Here is a 23,921-nt window from a genome sequence, read left to right as displayed (position 1 = left end):
AAGTCCTTTAGAGGAGGAAGCATGGGTATCAGGATGATTTCAGAAGAGGAGATGCGTTATTCCTTATACCGGATGCCTTATCGTCTGCAGTTTTTTGCAGATGATGGAGATAAGACGGAAGAGCCTACAACCAAGAAGCTGAATGACGCCAGAAAGGAAGGCCGGGTTGCCAAGAGCAAGGAGCTGGTCACATCCACGGGACTTGCCGCATTTTTTATCCTTATCAAGACCTTTGCCGGCTATTATGGAGAAAATTTTCTGAAGAGCTTTAATAAGATGTTTGGCGCCATTGACAGATTGTCCAGAGGAGAGGTGGGGATTAATACCGCCGCCAGCCTGCTGAAGGATGCCATACTGACGGTGCTTCTGACTTGTATTCCGGTATTTGCAGTTATGGTAGCGGTCTCCTTTGTGGTAGAGATCTATCAGGTGAAGTGGAAGGTATCCGGCAAATTGATACAGCCCAAATTCTCCAGAATAAACCCGGTCAGCGGCATGAAGAGGATCATTTCCAAAGAAAAGCTTCTTGAACTCCTTATTTCACTCCTTAAGATAGGAGTCATATTTTATCTGGCATATGATACGCTGAAGGACGAATGGAAGACGCTGCTCATCCTCTATGATATGAAGCTGGTACAGGCGGTTTTTCTCATCGGTAATCTGGTGCTTGATCTGGGAATCCAGATCAGTATGGTGTTCCTGGTGATCGGCTTTGCAGATCTGCTCTATCAGAAGATTAAGTTTAAGAAGGACATGAGAATGTCCAAGCAGGAAGTCAAGGATGAATATAAGAACTCAGAAGGAGATCCCCAGGTGAAGGGAAAGATCCGCGCCAAGATGCGGGAGGTTTCCCAGCGGAGAATGATGCAGGCACTGCCCACCGCCGACGTGGTTATTACCAATCCGACGCATCTGGCAGCGGCAATCAAATACGATAAGACAACCAGCGAAGCGCCGGTCCTCATCGCCAAAGGGGCGGATTATCTGGCCGAGAAAATCAAAGAGGCAGCCAGGGACCATAATATCACCATCGTTGAGAATAAGCCTCTTGCCCGTATGCTTTATTACAATGTGGAGCTTGGGGCGGAGATACCGCCGGAGCTCTATCAGATGACAGCGGAAGTTCTGGCCTATGTTTATGGGCTTAAAAATAAAAAGGCAGTAGTGTGATTAGGAGGTACTGATGAAGAAAAATGATCTGATTGTGGGAATGTTTTTATTATCCGCTTTTATATTTCTGATCATTCCAATGCCGTCCTCTGTGTTGGACATTTTATTGGCATTGAATATTTCCATTGCCATGGTGGTTTTATTCAATGCTTTGTTTACAAAGGAAGTTCTGAATATGTCGTCCTTTCCGACGATTTTGTTATTTACCACCATGTTTCGCGTTTCCCTGAACCTGTCCAGCACGAAGCTGATTCTCATGACCGGAAAGCCGGGAAATGTAATAACCACCTTCGGAGGCTTTGTCGGAGGGGGTAATATGGTAATCGGCGTTATTGTTTTCATTATCTTAATCATCGTGCAATTCATGGTAATCAATAAGGGTTCGGAGCGTGTGGCCGAGGTTACCGCGAGATTTACCCTGGACGCTATGCCCGGTAAGCAGATGGCAATTGATGCGGATCTGAATACGGGTGCGATTAATGATGCCCAGGCGAAGGAGAGGCGGGATAAAATTCAGGCGGAATCGGCTTTCTTTGGCTCCATGGACGGTGCTACCAAGTATGTTAAGGGAGACGCCATGGCAGGCCTTATTATTACCATTATTAATATGGCGGGCGGCACTGTGATGGGCGTTCTCTATATGGGAATGTCGGCGATGGATGCACTGGAGCATTTTGCAATCCTGACCATCGGCGACGGTCTTGTGAGCCAGATCCCTTCGCTGATGATTTCCCTGGCCACAGGTATTCTGGTTACCAAGGTATCCAAGGAAGCGGATTTTGGCGATTTGCTCATGGGACAGCTGTTTTCCATTCCCAAGGTGCTTTATCTGGTAGGCGGAAGCATGATAGCCTTTGGTTTCTTTACACCGCTGAGTACTTTATTATTTACGGCTTACGGCTTAATCTTTATTATCTCAGGCAGAGTGATCGCCTCCAAGGTGGAGGTGGCACAGATCGAGGAGGAGGTATCCTCGGAAGAAGCGGCGGCAAGTGAGATTCGCAGGCCGGAGAATGTGGTGTCCCTGCTGCAGGTGGATCCTATTGAGCTGGAATTCGGTTATGGTATCATCCCTCTGGCAGATACCAATCAGGGCGGAGATCTGCTTGACCGTGTGGTTCTGATCCGGAGGCAGGTGGCGTTGGAGCTGGGCTGTGTGGTACCCATGATCCGCTTAAGAGATAATATCCAGTTAAATCCCAATCAGTATATTATTAAGATTAAGGGGATTCAGGTCAGTGAGGGAGAGATTCTCTTTGACCATTATATGGCCATGAATCCCGGATATGTAGAGGAGGAGATTACCGGAATTCCTACCTTTGAACCCTCCTTTCATCTGCCGGCGCTTTGGATTACGGAGAGCCAGCGGGAGCGTGCGGAGACTCTGGGCTATACGGTGGTTGATCCGCCGTCCATTATTGCGACCCATTTGACCGAGGTGGTGCGAAGCCATATCCATGAGCTGCTTACAAGACAGGATGTTCAGAATCTGGTCAACAATCTCCAGGAGGCCAATCCGACTCTGGTTCAGGAGCTGGTTCCCAAGCTGCTTAATATCGGAGAGATCCAGAAGGTACTTCAAAATCTCCTGCACGAAGGGATTTCCATCCGGGATCTGGTTACTATCTTCGAGACCCTGGCAGACTATGCCGCTACCACCCATGACACGGATGTATTGACGGAGTATGCGCGTCAGAGCCTGAAGCGGGCGATTTCCAGCAAATATTTTACCTCTGGGGAGATGACCAGTGTGGTCACTCTGGACCCTAAGGTGGAGCAGGAAATCATGGGGTCCGTAAAGCAGTCCGAACAGGGCGCTTATCTGGCGCTGGATCCCGGAGTGACAAGGGAGATCATGGAATCGGTTCAAACAGAGGTACATAAGCTGGAGGATCTGGGTAAGAACCCTATTATCATCACCTCTCCCATCGTCAGAATGTATTTTAAACGGCTGACACAGGATTATTTTAAGGATTTAATTGTGGTATCATATAATGAGATCGATTCAAATGTTGAATTACAGTCGGTAGGGATGGTGACAGTATAGTGATTATCAAGAAATTTCAGGCGAGTACAGAAACGGAAGCAATCCTCCTTGCCAAGGAAGAGCTGGGCAAGGATGCCATTGTAATGAATATCAAAACAGTATCCCCCAGAGGAATCTATCGTCTCCTTCGCAAGCCTCTGGTAGAGGTCACGGCTGCCGTGGATGAGAATGGAGCGGGCAAGACTGAGAAGGAACGCCCTGCACCGGCTGCCGCGCTTCCCAGAAAACCGGTTTTTGCAGATATTATCTACGAGGATGAAGGAGAAAAATCGATCTATGGAGAAGGCGCTCAGGGGAGTGCTCCTTCGGCAATTGAGGTGAAGCTGAATAATCTTCAAAGCCTGCTGGAGAGACAGATCAGCGAGAAGGAAAAGCAGCCGGGGGAGAGGGAAGAGGGAAAGCCGGCAGAGACCAATAAGAATCTTGCCTGCATCCAGTTGGTTTACAACCAGCTGGTGGGTAATGAGGTGGATGAAAAGTATGCCAATCAGATTCTCAGTGAGATCGAAGGAACTTTGAATAAGGATGCTTCTGTGGATAATATTCTGGCCAGCATCTATCAGAAGATTATTTTAAAGCTGGGGCAGCCCAGGATAATCGAAGTGACGGGGAAGATACCGAAGTTCATATTCTTTATCGGTCCCACAGGAGTGGGGAAGACTACAACCATAGCTAAAATCGCCTCTAAATTCAAGGTGGACGAGAAGGCCAGGATTGCGTTTCTTACAGCGGACACTTACCGTATTGCGGCGGTGGAACAGCTTCGCACCTATGCCAATATTCTGGGAGTTCCCATCAAAGTGATTTATTCGGCGGAGGAGATGAAGCAGGCAAAGGAGGAGTTCTCCGCTTATGATCTCGTGTTTGTTGATACGGCGGGCCGTTCCCACCGGAGCAAGGAACAGAGGGACGAGATAGAGGCTCTCATCCATTCTGTTCCGGAGGAGGAGCGGGAGGTTTATCTGGTTCTCAGCGGGACTACAAAATACAGGGATCTTGTTAAAATCACAGAAGCCTATGCGGAGATTTTCAATTATCGTCTGATTTTTACGAAACTGGATGAAACCAGCAGCATCGGTAATTTGTTCAATATACGGATGCTAACGGAGGCGCCGCTGTCCTATGCAGCTTTCGGTCAGAATGTACCTGATGATATTTCAAGAGTAGATGCTCAAAATATTGCGAAGCAGCTTTTAAGGGGGCAGTAACATGGATCAGGCAGATAAGTTAAGAAGAATGGTGCAGGAACAGGCCTCCCCAAGGAATATAGCCAGAGTAATCACGATAACAAGCGGGAAGGGCGGCGTTGGAAAGTCCAGTATATCAGTGAATCTGGCAATTGCTCTGAGCAGGCTGGGCAAGCGCGTTATTGTGCTGGATGCTGATTTCGGATTGGCGAATGTGGAGGTCATGCTGGGAATCCGTCCCCGGTACAATCTGGTGGATTTGATGTACGGAGGGATGAGCATATCGGATATTATAACGGAGGGGCCGGAAGGGATTGGATTTATCTCCGGCGGATCCGGCATCCGGGAGCTGACGAATCTCACCCGGGATCAGATTCTTGTCTTAATTCAGAAATTGGTGGATCTGGATGATCATGCCGATATTATTATTGTGGATACCGGTGCGGGAATTACAGATTCTGTTCTTGAATTTGCCGGTGCCAGCTCCGAGGTGCTGCTGGTTGCGACCCCGGAACCCACATCCATTACGGACGCTTATGCCTTAATGAAGAGTCTGAACCGAAAGGCGGATATCTCGCTGCAGGATACGGTAATTAAGGTGGTGGCCAACCGTACGGACAGCTACGAGGAAGGCAAGGAATTATATCATAAGCTGAGTATTGTAGTGAAGCGGTTTCTGGACCTGAAACTGGAATATCTGGGGGCCTTGCCCCAGGAAAGCATTGTTTCCAAGGCCATAATGAAACAGAAGCCTGTCATTGAATTATTCCCGAATTCGCAGTTTGCCAGGATTATCGGCAGCTTTGCCGGAATATTGTGTGAGAATGAGAATAATAATGTACAGAACCAGAAGGGGATTGCTCAGCTGTTTGCGAATCTGCTGCGTTCCCGTATTAGAACAAAGGATAAGATACAATAAAAACCGGGGGTGTGAGATGCTTCAGGAAGTTATAGCGATAGGAGACAAAATAGATATCAGGGTGTTGGGAAAGAGCGGAAAGCCGGTGCCGATAGGCAGAACCTATGTAAGCCAGCTGATCGATATTGTGGATCAGAACGTGCTTCACATAGCTGCCCCCATGGCTTTGGGTAAAACCTTTCCTCTCCAGGTAGGAGAAAGCTACGAGCTTTGCTTTTATACGGAGAGGGGACTTTACCGGTGTAATTGCCAGGCGATCATTAATCGCAGGGATCAGAACACCATATCCACAGAGGTCAGAATAACGTCTAATCTGGAGAAGTTTCAGAGAAGACAGTATTACAGGCTGGAATGTGTGAATGAGTTTGAATACCGGAATATGACTCTGGAAGAGCAGCTGCTGAAGAAAAAGCAGGAAGAATTGGGCGACAGGGATATAGAACGCCGGGAAAAAGTCGGCTCCAGGCTGAAGAAACTGGACGTTGGCTGGAGAAAAGGCTATATGACGGATATCAGCGGCGGCGGAGCAAAGTTCAGTTCCGAAGAACAGCTCCAGGCCGGTGACAGGCTTCAGATGAAGCTGCCGTTTATCGATCAGCCGGGGCCTGGAATCATGACACTGGGAAGCAGGATTGTGGCTTCCGAGCGAAATCTCAATCGGACCGGGGTATATGAACACAGGGTACAATTTGATGACATTTCCCACAGGGAACGGGAGGCTTTAATTCGATACATATTTGAGCAGGAACGCTGGCGTATGAAGAATGAGAAGGGATAATCCCTGTGTAAGGATTGATTGAAAGCGGTTTGCCGTGATTACCATTATGGGAGGAAGATTCCATATGAAGAAAAAAGTTTTGATAATAGATGACTCTGCACTTATGAGAAGGGTGCTTTCTGATATAATTAACTCAGACGGAAGATTCCAGGTAACCGGGACTGCGGCCGATGGTCTGGAGGGATTATATCTGCTGCTGAGCAGGGCGGAGGAATTTGATGCGATTCTGCTGGACATTAATATGCCCAGGATGAGCGGGATCGAATTGCTGGAGCAGTTGAAGGAACGGGGAATTACGGCTAAAATCATTATCGTCAGCACTATTGTGCGGGAGGATGCCCAAGAGACAATCCGGGCACTGGAACTGGGAGCCTTCGATTTTGTTACAAAGCCGGAAAGCTATGTGAAGATACAGAGCAGTGCTTTCTATAGCCGTCTTCTGGAGTGCCTTGCCGCTGTCGCAGGAATGGGAGCCGGGGATAAGCCGGAGGCAGTAAAAGCCCCGGTACCGCGGCCCAAGGCGATTCCTCCTCTTCCGGCCAGAGATGCCGTTCCAAAGGCGGATGCGTTGGAAGCGAGCCTGAGAGCGGTCCGGGAAGCAGCCGGCAGGGAAGCGGCAGCCAGAGAAACGGTGATGTTCCCGGCAAAGGTGCCGCCGGAAGCTGTCCGAAGTACCGGCAAGCTGGTTGCTCTTGCGTGTTCCACCGGCGGACCGAAGGCTCTGCATACGGTGATCCCCAATCTGCCGGCTAATCTGGATGCGGCGGTGCTGGTGGTTCAGCACATGCCCGGAGGGTTTACCAAATCTCTGGCGGACAGGCTCAATGAGCTGAGCCCATTGACCGTAAAGGAGGCCGAAGACGGGGAAATCCTCACCAAGGGTACCGTGTATATTGCTAAGGGAGGATACCAGCTGCGCCTGAAGACGCTGGAGGATCATACCTGCCGTCTTTCTGTAACAAAGGAGCGGGCAAGGCACGGTTTGCAGCCCTGTGCGGATATCATGTATGAATCTCTTGTGGATTCCGAATTCGGGCAGATTGTCTGCGTTGTTCTTACGGGAATGGGCGGAGATGGAACCGCCGGAATCAAGCAGCTTGAAAGGACAAGAAATATTTACGTAATTGCTCAGAATGAAGAGACCAGCGTTGTCTATGGAATGCCGAAGGTGGTTAGGGACGCAGGACTCGTGGATGAAGTGGTTGCATTGAATGAAGTGTCCGGTGCGATCATAAAGAATGTGGGGGTGTGCTAAATGGACGTAAGTCAATATCTGGAGATATTTATCGAAGAAACGAAGGAGCATCTGCAAAGCCTGAACGAGCATCTTTTAATATTGGAGCGGGAACCGGAGAACGAAGGAACTATTAATGAGATATTCCGTGCCGCCCATTCCTTAAAGGGAATGGCAGGAACCATGGGTTATAAGAGGATGCAAAGAATGACCCATGATATGGAGAATGTATTTTCCGAGATTCGCAATGGCAGGATGAAGGTCTCCTCCGCGTTGGTGGATATTCTTTTTAAAGGGCTGGATGCCCTGGAAGGATATCTTGGCAATATCCAGGCCGAGGCCAACGAAGGGGAAGAGGATAATGAGGATATTATCAATGCCCTGAATGTGATTCTCAATGAGGGTCTGGGTAAGACATCGGCTGTCCAACAGGCCGTGCCGGAGAAGAGCGGGGCAGGAGTGCAGGCGCAGAGCATCTCCGGTGCTTCCCCTGCGGGCGGGAAGATGAAGTTTATCGGTGTTCCCATCGAGGAGCATGAGAAGAGGGCTATGGTCAAGGCCGGGATGCTGGGACTGAATGTAGTGGGACTTACGGTATACATTCAGGAATACTGTATGCTTAAAGGGGCAAGGGCCTTTATGGTGAACCGTACGCTGGAGGAGTTGGGAGAGATTATTAAATTGAATCCCAGCGCCCAGGACCTGGAGGATGAAAAATATGATTTTGATTATTCTGCCTTTGTAATAACAAAGGAGACGCCGGAGAAGCTGGCCCAGGCCGCGTCCGGTGTATCCGAGATCAAGGAGGTAGTGTCCGGCTATGTCCGCCTGCCCGATCATGAGGTGGCGGCCCTTACGCAGGAGCTGAAGCAGGAAGAGCTTGCTGCAACCCAGCCTAAGCAGCCGGCTAGGGATGCCGGATCGCTGAAGGCAGGAAGCGGCACTGCCAAGCAGACGGCAAAGCCGGTTGCCAACCGGTCCGTGCGTGTGGATATTGACAAACTGGACGTACTTATGAATCTGGTCAGCGAGCTGATTATTGCCAAGAACGGTCTGATCTCCATCAGCAGCGGCAGGGAAATCATGGCTGACAGCAGTTTTCACGAGCAGATCGAATATCTGGAGCGTGTTACCACAAGCCTTCATGAATCGGTAATGAAGACCAGAATGGTGCCTATTGAAAGTGTGGTGAACCGTTTCCCCAGAATGATCCGTGACCTGTCCAAGAACCTGGGCAAGGAGATGGAGCTGTACATGACCGGTGAAGAAACAGAGCTGGATCGTACCGTAATTGACGAGATCGGTGATCCTCTGATGCATCTGCTGCGGAATGCCGCGGATCATGGTCTGGAGAGCAATGAGGAAAGAAGCAGGAAGGGCAAGAATCCCGTTGGTTCCATTTATCTGGATGCCTATCAGGACGGCAACAATGTAGTGATCGAGGTAAGGGATGACGGCGGCGGCATTAATACGGAGAGGATCCGGCAAAAGGCAATCGAGAAGGGAACCCTTTCGGAGGAACAGGCCAAGGGTATGACGGATAAGGATATTATTGATATTCTCTTCCGGCCCAGCTTCTCCACTGCGGAAAAGGTTACGGATGTTTCCGGCCGCGGAGTAGGTCTCGATGTAGTTAAGACGAAGATAGAGGCTCTTGGCGGTGAGATCGAGGCGAAGACGCGTCTTGGCGAAGGCTCCAATTTCATCATTCGGCTGCCCCTTACCCTGGCGATTATCCAATCCCTGATGGTAATCATCGGAGGCGAGAAATATGCGCTTCCCTTGGGCAGTATTCAGACGGTGGAGAATATTCCGGTAGCGGAGGTAAAGACAATCCAGGGTAAAGAGGTCATTAATCTAAGAGGGGCAGTTGTGCCGGTCATCCGCCTGGGTAATCTTTTGAACTGCCGGAAGCCGGAGGAGATGGTGGAAGAGCTGCTGGTGGTCATTGTCAAGAAGGGAGAACGCCTGGCCGGAATGGTAGTGGACGAATTGATGGGACAGCAGGAAATTGTAATCAAGTCTATTGGAAAATACATCAAGAGTCATAAGATTATCAGCGGCGCTACCATTCTTGGCAACGGTGAGGTGGCTTTAATTCTTGATGTTAACTCCCTGGTATAGAAGCAGAGCTGAGTTGGTTTTAAACATTTCAATATAATCTATGATTATGAGCTGCCTGACGGCAGTATGGAGGTTGCTATGGCTACGGATATGAAACAGTTTATCATTGCATATCTGGATAAGGATCAGTATGGTATTGATATCAACTATATCGACAATATTATCGTTATGCAGAGTATTACCAGAATTCCCAAGGCCCAGAGCTGGTTCCAGGGAGTGATTAACCTGAGAGGGGAGATCGTCCCGGTGATGAGTCTGTGCAAAAGACTGGGAAAGGAGGAAACACCCTGTACCTCCAGTTCCAGAATTATCATTGTCCGTCCTGACAGTCAGGCGGCGCCGGTGGGAATTATTGTGGATTCCGTCAAAGAGGTAATCACGCTGGAACCTGGTGCAATTGAGAAAATAAATTATGAGGAACAGGATGAAAAGGCTAATTACAGCATCGGCATCGGCAAATATGGTGCGGAGCTGGTTAATCTTTTGAATATTCCCAATATTGTAATTGAAAAGGATGGTAACGCAAGGAAGGAATAGGCTACATAGAAGGAGGTGCAGGCACGGTGTCCCGTTTGGATATTAATCAAATCGATAATATGCAATACGACGTACTGAGAGAGATCGGCAATATAGGAGCAGGGAATGCCACAACAGCCCTCTCACAACTGATAAATTCAAAAATTGATATGAAGGTACCCAAGGTTGACTTATTGGAGTTCAAGGAGCTGTCGGAGATTGTCGGCGGTGCGGAGAATCTGGTTGCAGGCATTTTGTTTACCCTGGAGGGCCAGATTCAGGGGATGATGATGTTTATGCTGGATCTGCCGGCATCAAAGCATCTGGTGACTTCTCTCATGGGCAATACGGAGGATCATTCTGAGGAATTCAGTGAAATGGAATTGTCGGCACTGAACGAGATTGGGAATATTATTGCCGGCGCTTACCTGTCCTCGCTCTCGACTTTGACAAACATCGTTATTACTGCCAGTATACCCTACCTGGCAATTGACATGGCCGGTGCAATCTTAAGCGTGCCCGCCATTGAGTTTGGTAAAATCGGGGATAAGGCATTGCTGATTGAGACGGAATTTGTAGATGACGATAAGGCAGTAAATGGATTTTTTATATTAATTCCGACGATTGATTCATATGGAGTAATTCTATCTTCCCTGGGGTTATAAGGTGAGTTCATGAACGAAATGATAAAGGTAGGGATGGCAGATTTAAACGTATGTATCTCACCCAATGCAATTACAACATTAGGTTTAGGTTCCTGCGTAGGCATTGTACTATATGATCCGGTGAAGAAAATAGCCGGAATGGTACATATCATGCTTCCTGACAGTACAAAGATATTAAATAATGAAAATAAAGCCAAATTTGCCGATACCGGAATTGATCTGCTGATTAAGCGCATGGCGGAGATTGGAGCGGACCGGAGGGTTTTGATTGCCAAGATTGCAGGCGGAGCCCAGATGTTTGCTTTTGGAAGCAACAATGACATGATGCGGATTGGCGACCGGAACGTGGAGGCCACCAAACTGAAGCTGGGCCAGCTTGGAATCAGAATTATGGCAGAGGATACCGGAGCCAATTATGGCCGGACAATTGAATTCTATCCGGAGACGGGAGCGCTTCTGATTAAGTCGGTAGGTAAGGACAAGAAAGTTCTTTAGGACAAGAAAGTCCTTTAGGAGAAGGAAATCCTTTAGGGAAAATAATATTTTAGGAAAATGGCGGGTGATACGATGAAGGAAAGATACATTCCGGCTCTCATAATGCTGATTGCCGGTGCCATAACCAGCATCCTCAACATTGTAAATAAGGTGGAGACAGCAGAAGGCTTAAAAAGGCTGCTCCTGGTGCTGTTTTTATTTTATATTGCAGGTTTAGTTGTAAAGGCCATCATCGTAAAGACGGTCATCAATGCTCCCGGAAAGGAAGAAGCCGCTACCGAGGCTGCCGAAGGGGAAGAGGAAGGAAGCGAAGACGGAGAAAGGAATCAGCCGGCGAAGGTACAACAGGGAGGACAAAGGAATTAACCAACGAATTCCTTGAACATAGTTCTGCATAATACGTAAGAACAGTTTTTGGAGGTACAATGAACGCGGAAGGGAAACAAAAACTATGGGAAGCTTATGCGGAGAAAAGAACCCCTGAGCTTCAGGAGAAGATTATAATTGAATATGCGGGCCTCGTAAAGCTGGTTGCCGGACGTCTCAGCATGTATCTGGGATATAATGTGGAATATGACGATCTGGTTGGATACGGAACCTTCGGGTTAATTGATGCGGTGGACAAGTTTGATCCTGCCAAGGGAGTAAAATTTGAGACCTATGCTTCCCTGCGGATTCGCGGTGCGATTCTGGATCAGATCAGAAAAATGGATTGGATTCCAAGGAGCATTCGTCAGAAGCAGAGAAGAATTGACGTGGCTTACCAGAGCCTGGAGCAGAAATATGGGCGGATGGCCAGTGACGAAGAAATTGCCGCCGAGTTGGAGATATCGGTGGATGAATTTGAGAACTGGCAGAATCAGACCAAGGTGACCAATGTGATTTCTCTGGATGAATTTATGGAGCAGGGATCGGAGGCCAGAGTAGAGCAGAATCTCACGGCGGAGTTTGATCAGCCGGATAAAATTGTGGAGAAACAGGCGCTGAAGGAGCTGCTGGTCAAAACCCTTGAGACCTTGACAGAGAAGGAGAAAAAGGTCATCGTTCTCTATTACTATGAGGAACTGACCTTGAAGGAGATCAGCCGGATCCTGGAGGTATCCGAGTCCCGGATATCCCAGTTGCATACGAAGGCACTGCAGAAGATGAAGCTGCGTCTGGGAAGCAATATAGAGGTTTTTAACGGATTTTAAAAGGAGTTAAGTTAACAGGCAGCGGATTGATGATACAATTTGCTGTGCAAAGATTGTGCCGGCATCCGGATTCACGGAGTCCCGGCAGAATGGAGAGTGGAATGGACAGTAGGAATGGTTTCTTTCAGATTGTGGTAAAGCAGGATGGAACATATTTAAAGCTATATGCTGCCGAACAAGGCGGAGAGGCTGTTTCTTACGAGGAAATCAGTAAATACCTTATGGACAGGAACATCTTTGAATATGACAAGCTTGCGATCGGACGGGCTCTGACGGCGAATGAGGAGGATGAAGTGAGGATTGCCGAGGCGCTGACAATCATCCTTGACGAGACGGTTCGTGTGACTATCTCGGAAGACCGGATGTACGCCGTGGCGAGATTCTATCCTCCCTCGGACGGAGGAAAGCTGATGGAAAAAGATGATATTGTCTCTATGCTGGTAAGGTCAGGTGTCAAATACGGACTGAACGAGGAGGCTATTGAAAATTATCTGAAGGACCGGCGGTATTGTACGAATTATATCCTTGCAAGGGCGACTCTTCCGGTACAAGGGCATGATGCAGCAATTACATATCATTTTAATACGAATCTGACCCAGAAGCCGAAGAGAAATGAAGACGGATCAGTTGATTTTCATCAGCTGGATCTCATTAGCCATTGCAGTAAGAATCAGCTGCTGGCAACGCTGAATCCCATGGATCCGGGAAAGCCGGGTATTGATGTCTGCGGTACGGTGCTTCGTCCGAATAAGGTGACGAACAGAGTGCTTCGTCATGGCAAAAATGTTTTTCTGTCCGAGGATGGATTAAAAATGTATTCCAAGGTAGACGGGCATGTCAGCCTGGTGGACGGCAGGGTGTTTGTGTCGGACAGCCTTGAGGTGGCGGCTGACGTGGATGCCTCTACGGGAGATATTGACTATGAGGGCAATGTTATAGTGAAAGGGAATGTCATCACCGGTTTTTCCATAAGAGCCAAGGGAAATGTAGAGGTGAATGGCGTTGTTGAGGGAGCCTATATCGAAGCAGGGGGACAGATCGTTCTCAAGCGCGGTATGCAGGGCATGAATAAGGGTGTTCTGCGGGCTAATGGTAATATTATTACTAAATTTATCGAAAATGCGGAAGTAGTGGCCGGGGGCTATGTTTCAACGGAATCGATTCTTCACAGCAAGGTATCTGCCAAGGGAGATGTGATGGTAGGCGGTAAGAGAGGCTTTGTCACAGGCGGTGAGATTCGTTCCGCTACGATGATTTCTGTTAAGACAGCCGGTTCCCAGATGGGAACATCCACCCTGCTGGAGGTTGGAATAGAGCCGAAGATATTGGAGGAATTTCGTTTACTTGAGAAAAAGATCGCATCCATGATGGCGGATAAGGAGAGGCTGGCCCAGGCTTTGGTCATGTTTCGCAAGAGGATTTCCTCAGGTGCCCAGCTTACAGAGGATAAGAGAGAGTATCTGAAGCAGGTGACTCAGAATAATATTCTGCTGGAGATGCAGATCAAGGAAGCCAGAAAACGTTATGAGGATTTGAAGATTGACGTTGACAGCAATACATCGGGTGTTATTAAGATATCCGATATTGTCTATCCCGGAACAAAGATTGTAATAGCGAATGTGATGTATTTTATTCGGGAAGAGACACATCACAGCAAATTTGTAAGAGACAGGGCTGATATTAAAGTGATTCCGCTGATGTGAGGAACGGAGGGAGCATATGCAGGTAGGACCGCTGGAACCAATCAGGGCACAGGAAGCCACACAAATCAAACACATGGATACTCAGCGTGCTCAGCATAATCAGGATCAGCTGGGCCGGAATTTTCAGAATATGGTTCAAGCAGAGCAGAGGAAGCCGGTGGAAGCATCCAAGAGCGAGCAGAAGGAATATCGTTATGATGCGAAGGAAAAGGGAAATAACCAGTATCAGGGATCGGGTAAAAATAGACAGAAGAAAGAAAAAGCAAAAGAGCAGTCAGAGCCGGTGAAGAAGATCCCTCATAACGGCCGCTTTGATATGCGGGTTTAGTTTTGCGGAGGTAATTATGAATCCAATTGATATAGTGCTGATTGTCGCGGGCATCCTGGTTATTATTATCAGCTGTGTTCTGGTGGATCGTTCTCAGACGGCACAGAAGCAAATGCTGGGGAAGAGCATCGCTTCCATAGAGGAGACGCTGACACAGGAGGACAGAAAGCAGCTGCTTAAACAGGTGGAAGCACTTCTGGCCCAGGTTCAGGAAGAGGCCATCCTGCGTACGGATCACGCCCTAAGCAAGTTATCAAATGAAAAAATTATGGCTGTGAGTGATTTTTCTGACCAGCTTCTTGAGAAAATCAGGCAAAATCATGAAGAAGTGGTATTTCTTTATAATATGTTGAATGATAAGGAAAAGGAATTAAAATCAATTGTGAGCGAACATCTCAAAACAACGGCGGAAGTAAAGCCGCAGGTATCAGAGAAGGGGGCAGTCCAGACCCAGGCAGCAGGAGGCGGACAGGGTGAAAAAGCACCTGCGGCAGTGGTTCAGGAACTGCAGGAGCTTTCTCAAACGGAGGGGATGGTCTCCAATAATAACACACAGATTTTAGAACTATATTCCCGTGGAAAATCGATTGTGGAGATATCGAGGATATTAGATCTCGGTCAGGGAGAAGTAAAGCTGGTGATTGATTTATTCAAGGGAAAGAAGTAATCTGAAAGGCCGGTAGATACAATGAAATTAAAATATTATATGCGGGGTCTGGGTATTGGAATTGTTCTTACCACTCTGATCCTGGCAATAGCCAGGCCGAAGGAAGAGTTGACGGATCAGGAGATTGTGCGGCGGGCCAAAGCCCTGGGCATGGGATATGGCTCGGATGAGTTGAATTCAGAGAAAAATCAGGTTCTTAATGGGATACTGGATAATGGAGAAGATTCTCAGGAACCGGGAGCGGATACAGCGCCCGGGGAGGGGACTGATCCGGAAGCGGGAACAAAACAGGAAGCTGATGGGAATATATCAGAATCCGGGGAGGACACAGAGACTGGAACGAATATAGGACCGGAAGAGGAAACAGGGACCGAGGCGAATATAGTATCTGGGGAGGACACGGAGACAGGGACGAGTACAGAACCTGGGGAGAACACGGAGACCGGAACGAATACAATACCTGGGGAAGAAGCAGAAGCCGGAGAGGAAGCAACGCCGGAAGTGACGTCAGAACAGGATCCTTCGGAGGGATTGAATCCGGCAGAAGAGCTGATTACCTTTACGGTAGTAAGGGGAATGTATTCCGGAGAAGTGTCGAAGGTACTGGAAGAGGCGGGACTGATCCAGGATGCAAAGGATTTCAACCAGTATATTATAAAAAAAGGGAAGGCCAGTGTGATTCGAGTGGGAAGCTTTACCCTGCCTATGGGTGCGACCTATGATGAAATTATAAAAGAAATCACAGAATAAAACAGTTCGATCCGGTATTTGACCGGAAGGCTGTAATAAAACGGCCGGAAAAATAACAGATACCGCTGCATGAGCCATGTGGCGGTATTTTATTACTGTTTTGGTCAGATTGCTGTATATTTTACATTATTTTATTGATAATCATGAAAATAACAACTTCTGAGGGGAAGTAATAGACGAAGGAAGGGAGCCTGTGATATGATAATTCTCAGACAGCAGGAGAATGTAATTTCGGAAGGGGAGTATCTATTGCAAAGCACAACCAGTTCACCATCCCATATATTAAAGACTTATTTTGGCTACGACAGTTTTCGTGAAGGACAGGAGAAATTAATCAATAGCATTCTGTCCGGAAAAGATGTATTGGGGATAATGCCCACAGGTGCCGGCAAATCCATCTGTTACCAGATACCGGCACTGGCCATGGGAGGTATCACATTGATCATATCCCCGTTGATTTCCTTAATGAAGGACCAGGTGGCGGCGCTTAACCAGGCGGGAATTCACGCCGCATATATCAACAGTGCGCTTTCTGCCAGGCAGGTTACGCTTGCCCTGCAATATGCCAGACAGGGGAAATATCAGTTGATTTATGCGGCTCCGGAGCGGTTGGAGACAGAGGAATTCCTCGAATTTGCCCTGCAGTCCGATATCAGGATGGTTACGGTGGATGAGGCCCATTGCATTTCCCAGTGGGGACAGGATTTCAGACCCAGCTATCTGAAGATTGTCCGGTTTATTCAGGAACTGCCCAGGCGGCCTGTGATCAGCGCCTTTACAGCGACAGCGACGAAAGAGGTTATGGAAGATATATGCTGTGTTCTCCGGCTGGACGAGCCGGTGGTGGAAGTTACCGGGTATGATAGAAAGAATCTGTATTTTGAGGTGCGCAGCCCGCAGGATAAGAATGCGGAGACGGTGAGCTACGTCAAGGAGCACAAAACCCAGTGCGGCATTATCTACTGCGCCACCCGCAAGGGAGTGGATGAATTGCAGGAATTGCTGGCGGGACACGGAATCGATGCGGCAAAATATCATGCCGGTATGAATGATGCCCAACGCAATGACAACCAGGAGGATTTTATTTATGACAGAAAGACAGTGATGGTTGCCACTAATGCATTTGGTATGGGAATTGATAAATCCAATGTGAGATACGTGCTTCACTATAATATGCCGAAGAACATGGAGGGCTATTATCAGGAGGCGGGAAGAGCAGGCCGCGATGGGGAGGCAGCCGAGTGTATCCTGCTTTACGGTGCAAGAGATGTGCGAATCAATCAATTTCTGATAGAGAACAGCAATGATAGTGATGAGATGAGCGAGGCTCAGAGGGAGCTGATTCGGGAGCGTGATGAAGAACGGCTGAAGGAAATGACTTATTACTGCTTTACCAGGGATTGTTTAAGAGAATACATATTAAGATATTTTGGAGAATATGGGGTTCCTTGCTGTAATAATTGTTCCAACTGTCTTTCGGAATTTGATGAACTGGATGTTACGGAGGCAGGCAAGGATATTATCGGCTGTGTGAGAGAAAGCGGCCAACGTTTTGGCATGAATGTAATTATCGCCACTTTACAGGGACGGAAGACAGCGAAGCTCACGGTAAATCATATGGTGGATAACGGCTTCTATGGGAAGCGAGCCTCTGATATCGAGGCATTTCTCAGGCATGTGGCCAATAAGCTGATCGTTGATGGTTTCCTGTATCTTAGTAATGATAAATATGCCATTGTCCGGGCGGACCGTTCTGCGGCTTCCATTCTCAAGGGCGAAGCCCGGATTATAATGAAGCTTCCCAGGACGAATATTCTATCTGAAAAAGCCATCTCTGAGAATATGCCGAATCAGAGATCGAAAGAGGGGAAAAACCTGCGCCGGTCTGAGCTGCTTACTTCAAAGGGTCTGGAACTGTTCGAACGGCTTCGTCAGGTAAGAACCCAGTTGGCAAGAGAAGAAGGAATACCGCCCTATATTATATTCTCTGATAAAACTCTGACCGATCTATGCGTAAAGGTACCGTTGACAAAGGGGGATATGTTAATGGTGAATGGGATCGGAGAACATAAATTTGGAAAATACGGGCAGACTTTTATAGATGCTATTCTTGATTTCACTCATGGGAACCGGGACGGTACGTGCTATGAACCGGTTCATGAGGAGCTGCCAGCCAAGGCCGGAATGCAATCTCAGCCGAAGAAGGCAGAATTCTACCTGACAGAAACCATGAGGCAGGGGGTAAAAGCCCTGGGAAACGTCACAATGAGCCAATTTGTAGAGAGCATGAATGAGCTTCGTGATGAGAAGAGGATGAAACGTCTGACGGCGGTATATCTGACAACGAAGCTTAAGGAAGAGGGATACCTGACAGGGCAGTTTTGCCGGCAGATTGGACGCAATACGACGGTTCCGTCGGAAGAAGGAGTACGTCATGGTATATTATTAGAAAAGAGAATTAGTGAGAAGGGTAATGAATATGAGCTTGCGGTATATACAAAAGAAGCCCATATGCTTCTTTTATCATTGCTGCCTCAGGAGGAGAATGGTTTTTTCACAGGCGATATCAGTAACAAGTAAGTTGTAGATTTTTTGTTTCGATCTTTGACATCAAAAAACACTTGTCATGAAGGAAATATTGTGATATACTTTTGAGGTCAAATTGCACGCATATGGATTCACTGGGCATGGTGCCTGAAGTTTCAGGTCTGTCAGGGATAGGATATATGCGGAAGAAAACAACCAAATGGAGGTATATTATGAGCGTTATTTCAATGAAGCAGTTATTGGAAGCTGGTGTACATTTTGGTCACCAGACAAGAAGATGGAACCCCAAGATGGCGGAGTACATCTACACTGAGAGAAATGGTATCTACATTATCGATCTGCAGAAGTCTGTTGGTAAGGTAGACGAGGCTTACACCGCAATCAAGAACATTGTTGCAGAAGGCGGCGCGATTCTTTTTGTAGGCACGAAGAAGCAGGCGCAGGATGCGATTAAGTCCGAAGCGGAGCGTTGCGGTATGTACTACGTAAATGAGAGATGGCTGGGCGGTATGTTGACCAACTTCAAGACCATCCGCAGCAGAGTTGAGAGATTAAGAGAGATCGAAAGAATGTCTGAGGATGGTACTTTTGATGTTCTTCCTAAAAAAGAAGTAATCCAGATCAAAAAAGAATGGGAAAAGCTGGAGAAGAACCTTGGCGGTATTAAGAATATGAAGAGAATTCCGGATGCGATCTTTGTAGTAGATCCCAAGAAGGAAAGAATCTGCATCCAGGAAGCACATAACCTTGGAATACCGTTGATTGGTATTGCTGATACTAATTGTGATCCTGAAGAATTAGATTATGTAATTCCCGGCAATGACGATGCCATCAGAGCGGTTAAATTAATTGTTTCCAAGATGGCCGATGCTGTTATTGAGGCAAATCAGGGAGTTCAGCTAACCGATGGATCCGACGGCAGCAGTGATGAAGCAGAAGTTCTTCTGGATGAGGCTGTTTCTGAATAAGCAGTTTATAGAATCGAATAGATGGAGGAAGATACGATGGAAGTTACCGCTAATATGGTGAAAGAGTTAAGAGAAATGACTGGAGCCGGTATGATGGACTGCAAGAAGGCTCTTGCAGCTACCGAGGGCGATATGGATAAAGCAGTGGAGTTCTTAAGAGAGAAGGGACTTGCTGCAGCTGAAAAGAAGGCTGGCAGAATTGCGGCAGAGGGTATTGTTGATACCTGTATTATTGCAAACGGCAAGGTTGCCTCCATTGTGGAAGTCAACAGCGAGACCGACTTTGTGGCAAAGAATGAGAAGTTCAGGGATTTCGTTGCAGCAGTTGCAAAGCAGGCTGCTGAAACAGAGGCTGCTGATCTGGAAGCATTTCTTGCAGAGAAGTGGGCGCTGGAGCCTGCTAAGACGGTGAAGGAAGAATTATCTTCCATGATTTCCATTATCGGTGAGAATATGAACATCAGAAGATATGAGAAGATCACAGCCGAGAACGGCTTTGTGGTATCCTATATCCATGGCGGCGGCAGAATCGGTATCCTGGTTGATGTGGATTGTGCCGTGAACAATGACGAGGTTCAGGAGGCTGCAAAGAATGTGGCAATGCAGATCGCCGCTATGTCTCCCAAGTATGTAACCCAGGCTGAGATTTCCGCTGATTTCATCGCTCATGAGAAAGAAATCTTAAAGGCTCAGATTATGAACGATCCTTCCAATTCCAAGAAGCCGGAGAACATCATCGAGAAGATGCTGGAAGGCCGTCTTAATAAGGAATTAAAGGAATTCTGCCTGGTTGACCAGGCCTATGTTAAGGATGGCGACATGAGCGTTGGCCAGTACCTTGCCAGCGTGTCCAAGCAGGTTGGCTCTGATGTTACTGTGAAGCGGTTCGTTCGCTTTGAGACCGGCGAGGGCCTTGAGAAGAAGAGTGAAAACTTCGCAGAGGAAGTTGCTAAGCAGATGGGCAACTAGTCAAGATGTAGAAGCAACTTCCTCTTGGAAGCTTGCTAAGCAAATGGGCAACTAGTCAAGATGTAGAAGCAACTTCCTCTTGGAAGCTTGCTAAGCAGATGGGCAATTAATTTCATAATTTTTATATAGTGCTAAACCGCCGAAAACCCAGTGTTTCCGGCGGTTTTCTTGCGTTTTGAGGGTATCGTAAAATACCGCAGGTTTTTGGGGGAAAGTTGGTAAAAAGTTGGTACGAAAGTTGGTAAAATCCCGTACCAACTTTGACTCGGCAAAGTTTGCATCTTTCTTTTCGCTTTACATAAACTTAACTACTCAATTATATTTAGAAAGAAAGTTCTTTAAAATTGTTAATAAAGGAGATATAATGTAAGAAGATGGAGCGACTTAAATATAAAGATGTCGAAAGAAGCTCGATGAAGATGAGATTGTAAATAAATATTGCCCGAAAAAGAATGATTACTTTGTATATAATAATGAAAAGGAGTAATAGTATGGGAAAAGCGTATGAATTTTATAAACACAACCATCCTGACCAGTTCTCAGACTCCGAGATAATACGTGCTGCAAAGTTGGATAAGACTTTTTTGGATTATTATCTAAATACACTGACCAGCCGCGGTGAGGAAAAGAAATTTGAAGTCTTTTGCCGACGCATTGCAGAAAAAGAAATCTGTCCCAATCTGATCCCGCAAACGGGTCCCACAGCTATTCAAGAGAGGTGGACTTTTGCATTTAGTGCAAAGCAAGAATGGAAGTCAAAACTTTATTCTGATATAGAAAAAATAACTGAAGTTAATTGTCAACCAGGACGTGGTTATACAAAAATATATTTTATGAGTAATCAATTTATTTCTGATAGAAATCGAGCTAAAGCTGAAGATGACTTACGGCAAAAATATAATATGGATGTCAGATTCTTTTGTTGATGAAATAAAGAAAGGACCGGGTGACTATACAAAGGAGCTTAGGCGAAATGAAATAGAAAATACATTGATGAACTATGATCCTGCTTTACCCAAAGCATCGATGATACCTTTAGCCCTAGAGGCCTGCTACATTAGCATATTTCATAAAAATATGTTCGAATAAATAGAAGAGCAATGTGTTGCCAATATCTAGAGATAAAAAAATATGTAAAGAATTTGTCGGGAAGTTTAACAGCGGGTTGTATAAAGCGTTATTAGCAGAATAAACATTTAATATGACTTATGGTTTGCAGAACCAGGTTCAGTTCTGATGAAAGGGGAAGTCAACACCGTTTTTTATTTTGAAACAGCCTTTGAAGGGAAGCGTCATCCTCACTATGGCCGTTTTCTCCGACTTATGCCTGACCAGTTGGTTGAACTTACATGGCTGACGGGTGCTGACGGAACCAAAGGCGCTGAAACGGTTGTGACTGTGGAATTAAAAAAAGTTGAGAATGGAACAATATTACGATTAAATCATGCAGGGTTTCCAGATGAAGAATCGAGGGACAAGCATGAACAGGCATGGCCGCTGGTTCTTGCCCAACTGGAGGATAGGTTGAAAAGTATTACAATATAGAAAACAAGAAAAGGAGCACAAAAATATGGGTAAGGTATCCGGCCTTCTTCGCATGGATTTTGAACATGGCTTTCGGAAATGCCCCATTTTTCTGCGGCATCTTTCAGTGTAATGTAATCCATGAGAATACTTCCAAAGTTGACCTTATTATATACACTTAGACGAATAATATCAAGCTGAGCAATTCCCTTACCACTCTTTTCCGGATCTGGGAAATAAGAGATTTCTATTCTTAGAGCTTACTTTCCACTTGTGAATGGATAAGCTGTGGCTCACGGAATGAAAACATAATTTTGAGGAGTTCACGGCAATCCCGTCCTTTGGTGAAACAAAGTATGAAGCGCAGAAGGCAAACAAGAAAAGCTTAAAAAAGTCATTATACATATGATATTATTTCGCACTCAGTCATTGAATGCTATCATTTTGAATTAAGAGAAATAGCAAAGTACCTTTTTAAGCAACCTCAGACTGTAGACAAAATCAATTTTAAAAGGAACAACGTTGAATATATTTGTATAAATATTTGATGCTATTTTTTTATGTACTATGATATAATTAAACAAATCCGAATTTGAAGAACTAAGCGAGAGGTATATTATGGAGATACAAATTGTCTTTGAAACTCATTCTTTAAGCGAAGATAACGAAAAAGGAATTGCAACCGGCTGGCAAGATGGACAGCTCTCAGAACGAGGGCGGTCACTCGCTGCTGAGTTAGGGGCACGTCGGCGTCACGATGGAATCAAAGCTGTTTTTACATCGGATCTTGGACGTGCTGTGGAAACAGCCAAGATTGCTTTTGCCCAAACACCCATCCCCATCTTTTTAGACTGGCGCCTGCGTGAGTGCAACTACGGTACATTAAATGGACAAAAAGCAGAAGATCTGCATCGTGAGCGTTGGCATTTTCTTGACACACCATATCCTAACGGGGAAAGTTGGCGGCAAGCGATTGCACGTGTCGGATGTTTTCTTCCTGATTTATTTTTCCGATGGGAGGGAGCACGTGTGCTAATTATTGGACATGTTGCAACCCGATGGGCTTTTGACCATTTACTCAACGGCATATCCTTAGAGGACCTGATTACAGCCCAGTTTGATTGGCGCGAGGGTTGGGAATACATATTGCATAAATAATCTGCAATGTGCAGTAATATTAAGATCATAGTATCATTATGGATATAATACAACAGGCAGGCCATCGCGCAGCGATTTTGTTCAACTCGAATTTATAGGGGGAGTATAATGCGAACTGATATTATAGATTATTTGAAAAATGAAGTGTATTTAAAAAGTCAAAAGCCTGAAAATAAATTTGGTATAGGATGTTATTACCATATTGAGGCAGTTGTTAAAAATGCAGAGCTGCTTGCAGATAAATATGGTGCAGATAAAGAGATAGTAATAATAGCAGCATGGCTTCACGATATTGCTTCTATAAGTGATTATAACCTTTACGAACTTCATCATATACATGGGGCTAGAATGGCGGGCGAGATATTAACCAAATTTGGATATGAAAAGGATAAAATTGCACTCGTTCAAGAATGTATCAGAAATCATAGAGGCAGTGTAGATAGTAGTAAAGATTCTTTAGAAGAATTGTGTGTTGCAGATGCTGATGCAATTTCGCATTTTGATAATATTCCAAGCTTATTATATTTGGCATATGTCAACAAAAATATGAAAATTGAAGATGGTAAGATATTCGTCAAAAATAAACTAGAAAGAAGTTTTCAAAAGCTTTCAGAAGAGAGTAAAGGTTATTATACGAATAAATATCGGAAAGCTATGCTTTTTTTAGGATGATAATCATAAATTCCAATTTGAAAGAAGGTAAACTACCGTGAAATATTTGATTTTTATCAGGAAGTGAGTAAAATAAGGATATAATGATGTCAACACAGTCTTGATGTTTTTGCAAATTTATATTAAAATTTTACATATTAGTAATTATTGGTTCAAAGGAGAAAACAGATATGTTTGTTCTTTAGATTTGACCTGAATATATACATCGTTTACACTTGCTGCCGATGTTTGACTATGTATATGTGTTTCGCAATGGCAAAATGGTAGAGAGCGGAACATTTCAAGGCTTGGTTCGTTCAGACGGCGA

General features: G+C 46.0%; 24 protein-coding genes. All 24 read left to right on the top strand.

Features of this window, described 5'->3' with window-relative positions; all coding sequences use genetic code 11:
• The first annotated feature begins 21 nt into the window (after positions 1 to 21).
• The 24 genes from flhB (at position 22) to HNQ56_RS15515 (ending at position 23,614) form a co-directional block, all read left to right on the top strand.
• Entirely contained in the window at positions 22 to 1,170 is a 1,149-nt protein-coding gene (flhB, locus tag HNQ56_RS15630; protein ID WP_429148148.1) for a flagellar biosynthesis protein FlhB, read from the top strand.
• A 13-nt stretch (positions 1,171 to 1,183) separates the two neighbouring features.
• Positions 1,184 to 3,217 carry a flagellar biosynthesis protein FlhA gene (gene flhA, locus HNQ56_RS15625; protein WP_429148145.1) on the top strand — a complete coding sequence of 678 codons (2,034 nt, stop codon included), beginning with the start codon at positions 1,184 to 1,186 and terminating at the stop codon, positions 3,215 to 3,217.
• Positions 3,217 to 4,425: a flagellar biosynthesis GTPase FlhF gene (gene flhF / locus HNQ56_RS15620; RefSeq protein ID WP_429148142.1), complete on the top strand. Its 1,209-nt coding sequence runs from the start codon at positions 3,217 to 3,219 to the stop codon at positions 4,423 to 4,425. Before flhA ends, flhF begins: the two co-directional genes overlap by 1 nt.
• Before the next feature lies 1 nt (position 4,426).
• Complete coding sequence (locus HNQ56_RS15615) at positions 4,427 to 5,323, top strand: MinD/ParA family protein (protein WP_429148139.1); 897 nt, start codon at positions 4,427 to 4,429, stop codon at positions 5,321 to 5,323.
• Positions 5,324 to 5,339: 16 nt separating this feature from the next.
• A complete protein-coding gene (locus HNQ56_RS15610; protein WP_429148136.1) occupies positions 5,340 to 6,101 on the top strand; it encodes a flagellar brake protein in 762 nt (253 codons plus the stop codon).
• Positions 6,102 to 6,165: 64 nt separating this feature from the next.
• A complete protein-coding gene (cheB, locus tag HNQ56_RS15605; RefSeq protein ID WP_429148133.1) occupies positions 6,166 to 7,356 on the top strand; it encodes a chemotaxis-specific protein-glutamate methyltransferase CheB in 1,191 nt (396 codons plus the stop codon).
• Positions 7,357 to 9,459, top strand: a complete 2,103-nt coding sequence (locus tag HNQ56_RS15600; RefSeq protein WP_429148130.1) for a chemotaxis protein CheW — start codon at positions 7,357 to 7,359, stop codon at positions 9,457 to 9,459.
• Positions 9,460 to 9,537: 78 nt separating this feature from the next.
• Positions 9,538 to 9,996 carry a chemotaxis protein CheW gene (locus HNQ56_RS15595; protein ID WP_429148128.1) on the top strand — a complete coding sequence of 153 codons (459 nt, stop codon included), beginning with the start codon at positions 9,538 to 9,540 and terminating at the stop codon, positions 9,994 to 9,996.
• A gap of 26 nt (positions 9,997 to 10,022) precedes the next feature.
• Positions 10,023 to 10,640 carry a chemotaxis protein CheC gene (locus HNQ56_RS15590; RefSeq protein WP_429148125.1) on the top strand — a complete coding sequence of 206 codons (618 nt, stop codon included), beginning with the start codon at positions 10,023 to 10,025 and terminating at the stop codon, positions 10,638 to 10,640.
• 9 nt (positions 10,641 to 10,649) lie between these two features.
• Complete coding sequence (locus tag HNQ56_RS15585; protein ID WP_429148122.1) at positions 10,650 to 11,135, top strand: chemotaxis protein CheD; 486 nt, start codon at positions 10,650 to 10,652, stop codon at positions 11,133 to 11,135.
• Between the two features lie 72 nt (positions 11,136 to 11,207).
• Positions 11,208 to 11,501: a hypothetical protein gene (locus HNQ56_RS15580; RefSeq protein ID WP_429148119.1), complete on the top strand. Its 294-nt coding sequence runs from the start codon at positions 11,208 to 11,210 to the stop codon at positions 11,499 to 11,501.
• Positions 11,502 to 11,560: 59 nt separating this feature from the next.
• Positions 11,561 to 12,328 (top strand): FliA/WhiG family RNA polymerase sigma factor, encoded by a 768-nt coding sequence (locus tag HNQ56_RS15575; protein WP_429148116.1) that lies wholly within the window; start codon positions 11,561 to 11,563, stop codon positions 12,326 to 12,328.
• Between the two features lie 101 nt (positions 12,329 to 12,429).
• On the top strand, positions 12,430 to 14,031 hold the full coding sequence (locus HNQ56_RS15570) for a flagellar assembly protein A (RefSeq protein WP_429148113.1): 1,602 nt from the start codon (positions 12,430 to 12,432) through the stop codon (positions 14,029 to 14,031).
• A gap of 16 nt (positions 14,032 to 14,047) precedes the next feature.
• On the top strand, positions 14,048 to 14,359 hold the full coding sequence (locus HNQ56_RS15565; protein ID WP_429148110.1) for a hypothetical protein: 312 nt from the start codon (positions 14,048 to 14,050) through the stop codon (positions 14,357 to 14,359).
• 16 nt (positions 14,360 to 14,375) lie between these two features.
• Positions 14,376 to 15,026 (top strand): DUF6115 domain-containing protein, encoded by a 651-nt coding sequence (locus tag HNQ56_RS15560; protein ID WP_429148107.1) that lies wholly within the window; start codon positions 14,376 to 14,378, stop codon positions 15,024 to 15,026.
• Between the two features lie 21 nt (positions 15,027 to 15,047).
• Positions 15,048 to 15,776: a hypothetical protein gene (locus HNQ56_RS15555; RefSeq protein WP_429148104.1), complete on the top strand. Its 729-nt coding sequence runs from the start codon at positions 15,048 to 15,050 to the stop codon at positions 15,774 to 15,776.
• A 198-nt stretch (positions 15,777 to 15,974) separates the two neighbouring features.
• Complete coding sequence (gene recQ, locus HNQ56_RS15550; protein WP_429148101.1) at positions 15,975 to 18,356, top strand: DNA helicase RecQ; 2,382 nt, start codon at positions 15,975 to 15,977, stop codon at positions 18,354 to 18,356.
• Between the two features lie 179 nt (positions 18,357 to 18,535).
• Positions 18,536 to 19,291, top strand: a complete 756-nt coding sequence (rpsB, locus tag HNQ56_RS15545; protein ID WP_429148099.1) for a 30S ribosomal protein S2 — start codon at positions 18,536 to 18,538, stop codon at positions 19,289 to 19,291.
• A gap of 36 nt (positions 19,292 to 19,327) precedes the next feature.
• Complete coding sequence (tsf, locus tag HNQ56_RS15540) at positions 19,328 to 20,260, top strand: translation elongation factor Ts (protein ID WP_429148097.1); 933 nt, start codon at positions 19,328 to 19,330, stop codon at positions 20,258 to 20,260.
• 491 nt (positions 20,261 to 20,751) lie between these two features.
• Positions 20,752 to 21,186 (top strand): hypothetical protein, encoded by a 435-nt coding sequence (locus HNQ56_RS15535; protein WP_429148094.1) that lies wholly within the window; start codon positions 20,752 to 20,754, stop codon positions 21,184 to 21,186.
• The gene (locus tag HNQ56_RS15530) at positions 21,167 to 21,349 is read left to right on the top strand and encodes a hypothetical protein (protein ID WP_429148092.1); all 183 of its coding nucleotides are present in this window, start codon (positions 21,167 to 21,169) and stop codon (positions 21,347 to 21,349) included. Before HNQ56_RS15535 ends, HNQ56_RS15530 begins: the two co-directional genes overlap by 20 nt.
• 147 nt (positions 21,350 to 21,496) lie before the next feature.
• The gene (locus HNQ56_RS15525; protein ID WP_429148090.1) at positions 21,497 to 21,805 is read left to right on the top strand and encodes an SRPBCC family protein; all 309 of its coding nucleotides are present in this window, start codon (positions 21,497 to 21,499) and stop codon (positions 21,803 to 21,805) included.
• Positions 21,806 to 22,402: 597 nt separating this feature from the next.
• Positions 22,403 to 22,942: a histidine phosphatase family protein gene (locus HNQ56_RS15520; RefSeq protein ID WP_429148087.1), complete on the top strand. Its 540-nt coding sequence runs from the start codon at positions 22,403 to 22,405 to the stop codon at positions 22,940 to 22,942.
• 108 nt (positions 22,943 to 23,050) lie between these two features.
• Entirely contained in the window at positions 23,051 to 23,614 is a 564-nt protein-coding gene (locus HNQ56_RS15515) for an HD domain-containing protein (protein WP_429148084.1), read from the top strand.
• Positions 23,615 to 23,921: the final 307 nt, after the last annotated feature.

This window comes from Anaerotaenia torta (assembly GCF_050433395.1).
GTDB lineage: Bacteria > Bacillota > Clostridia > Lachnospirales > Lachnospiraceae > Mobilitalea > Mobilitalea torta.
This window is presented reverse-complemented; position numbering and strand designations above follow the sequence as displayed.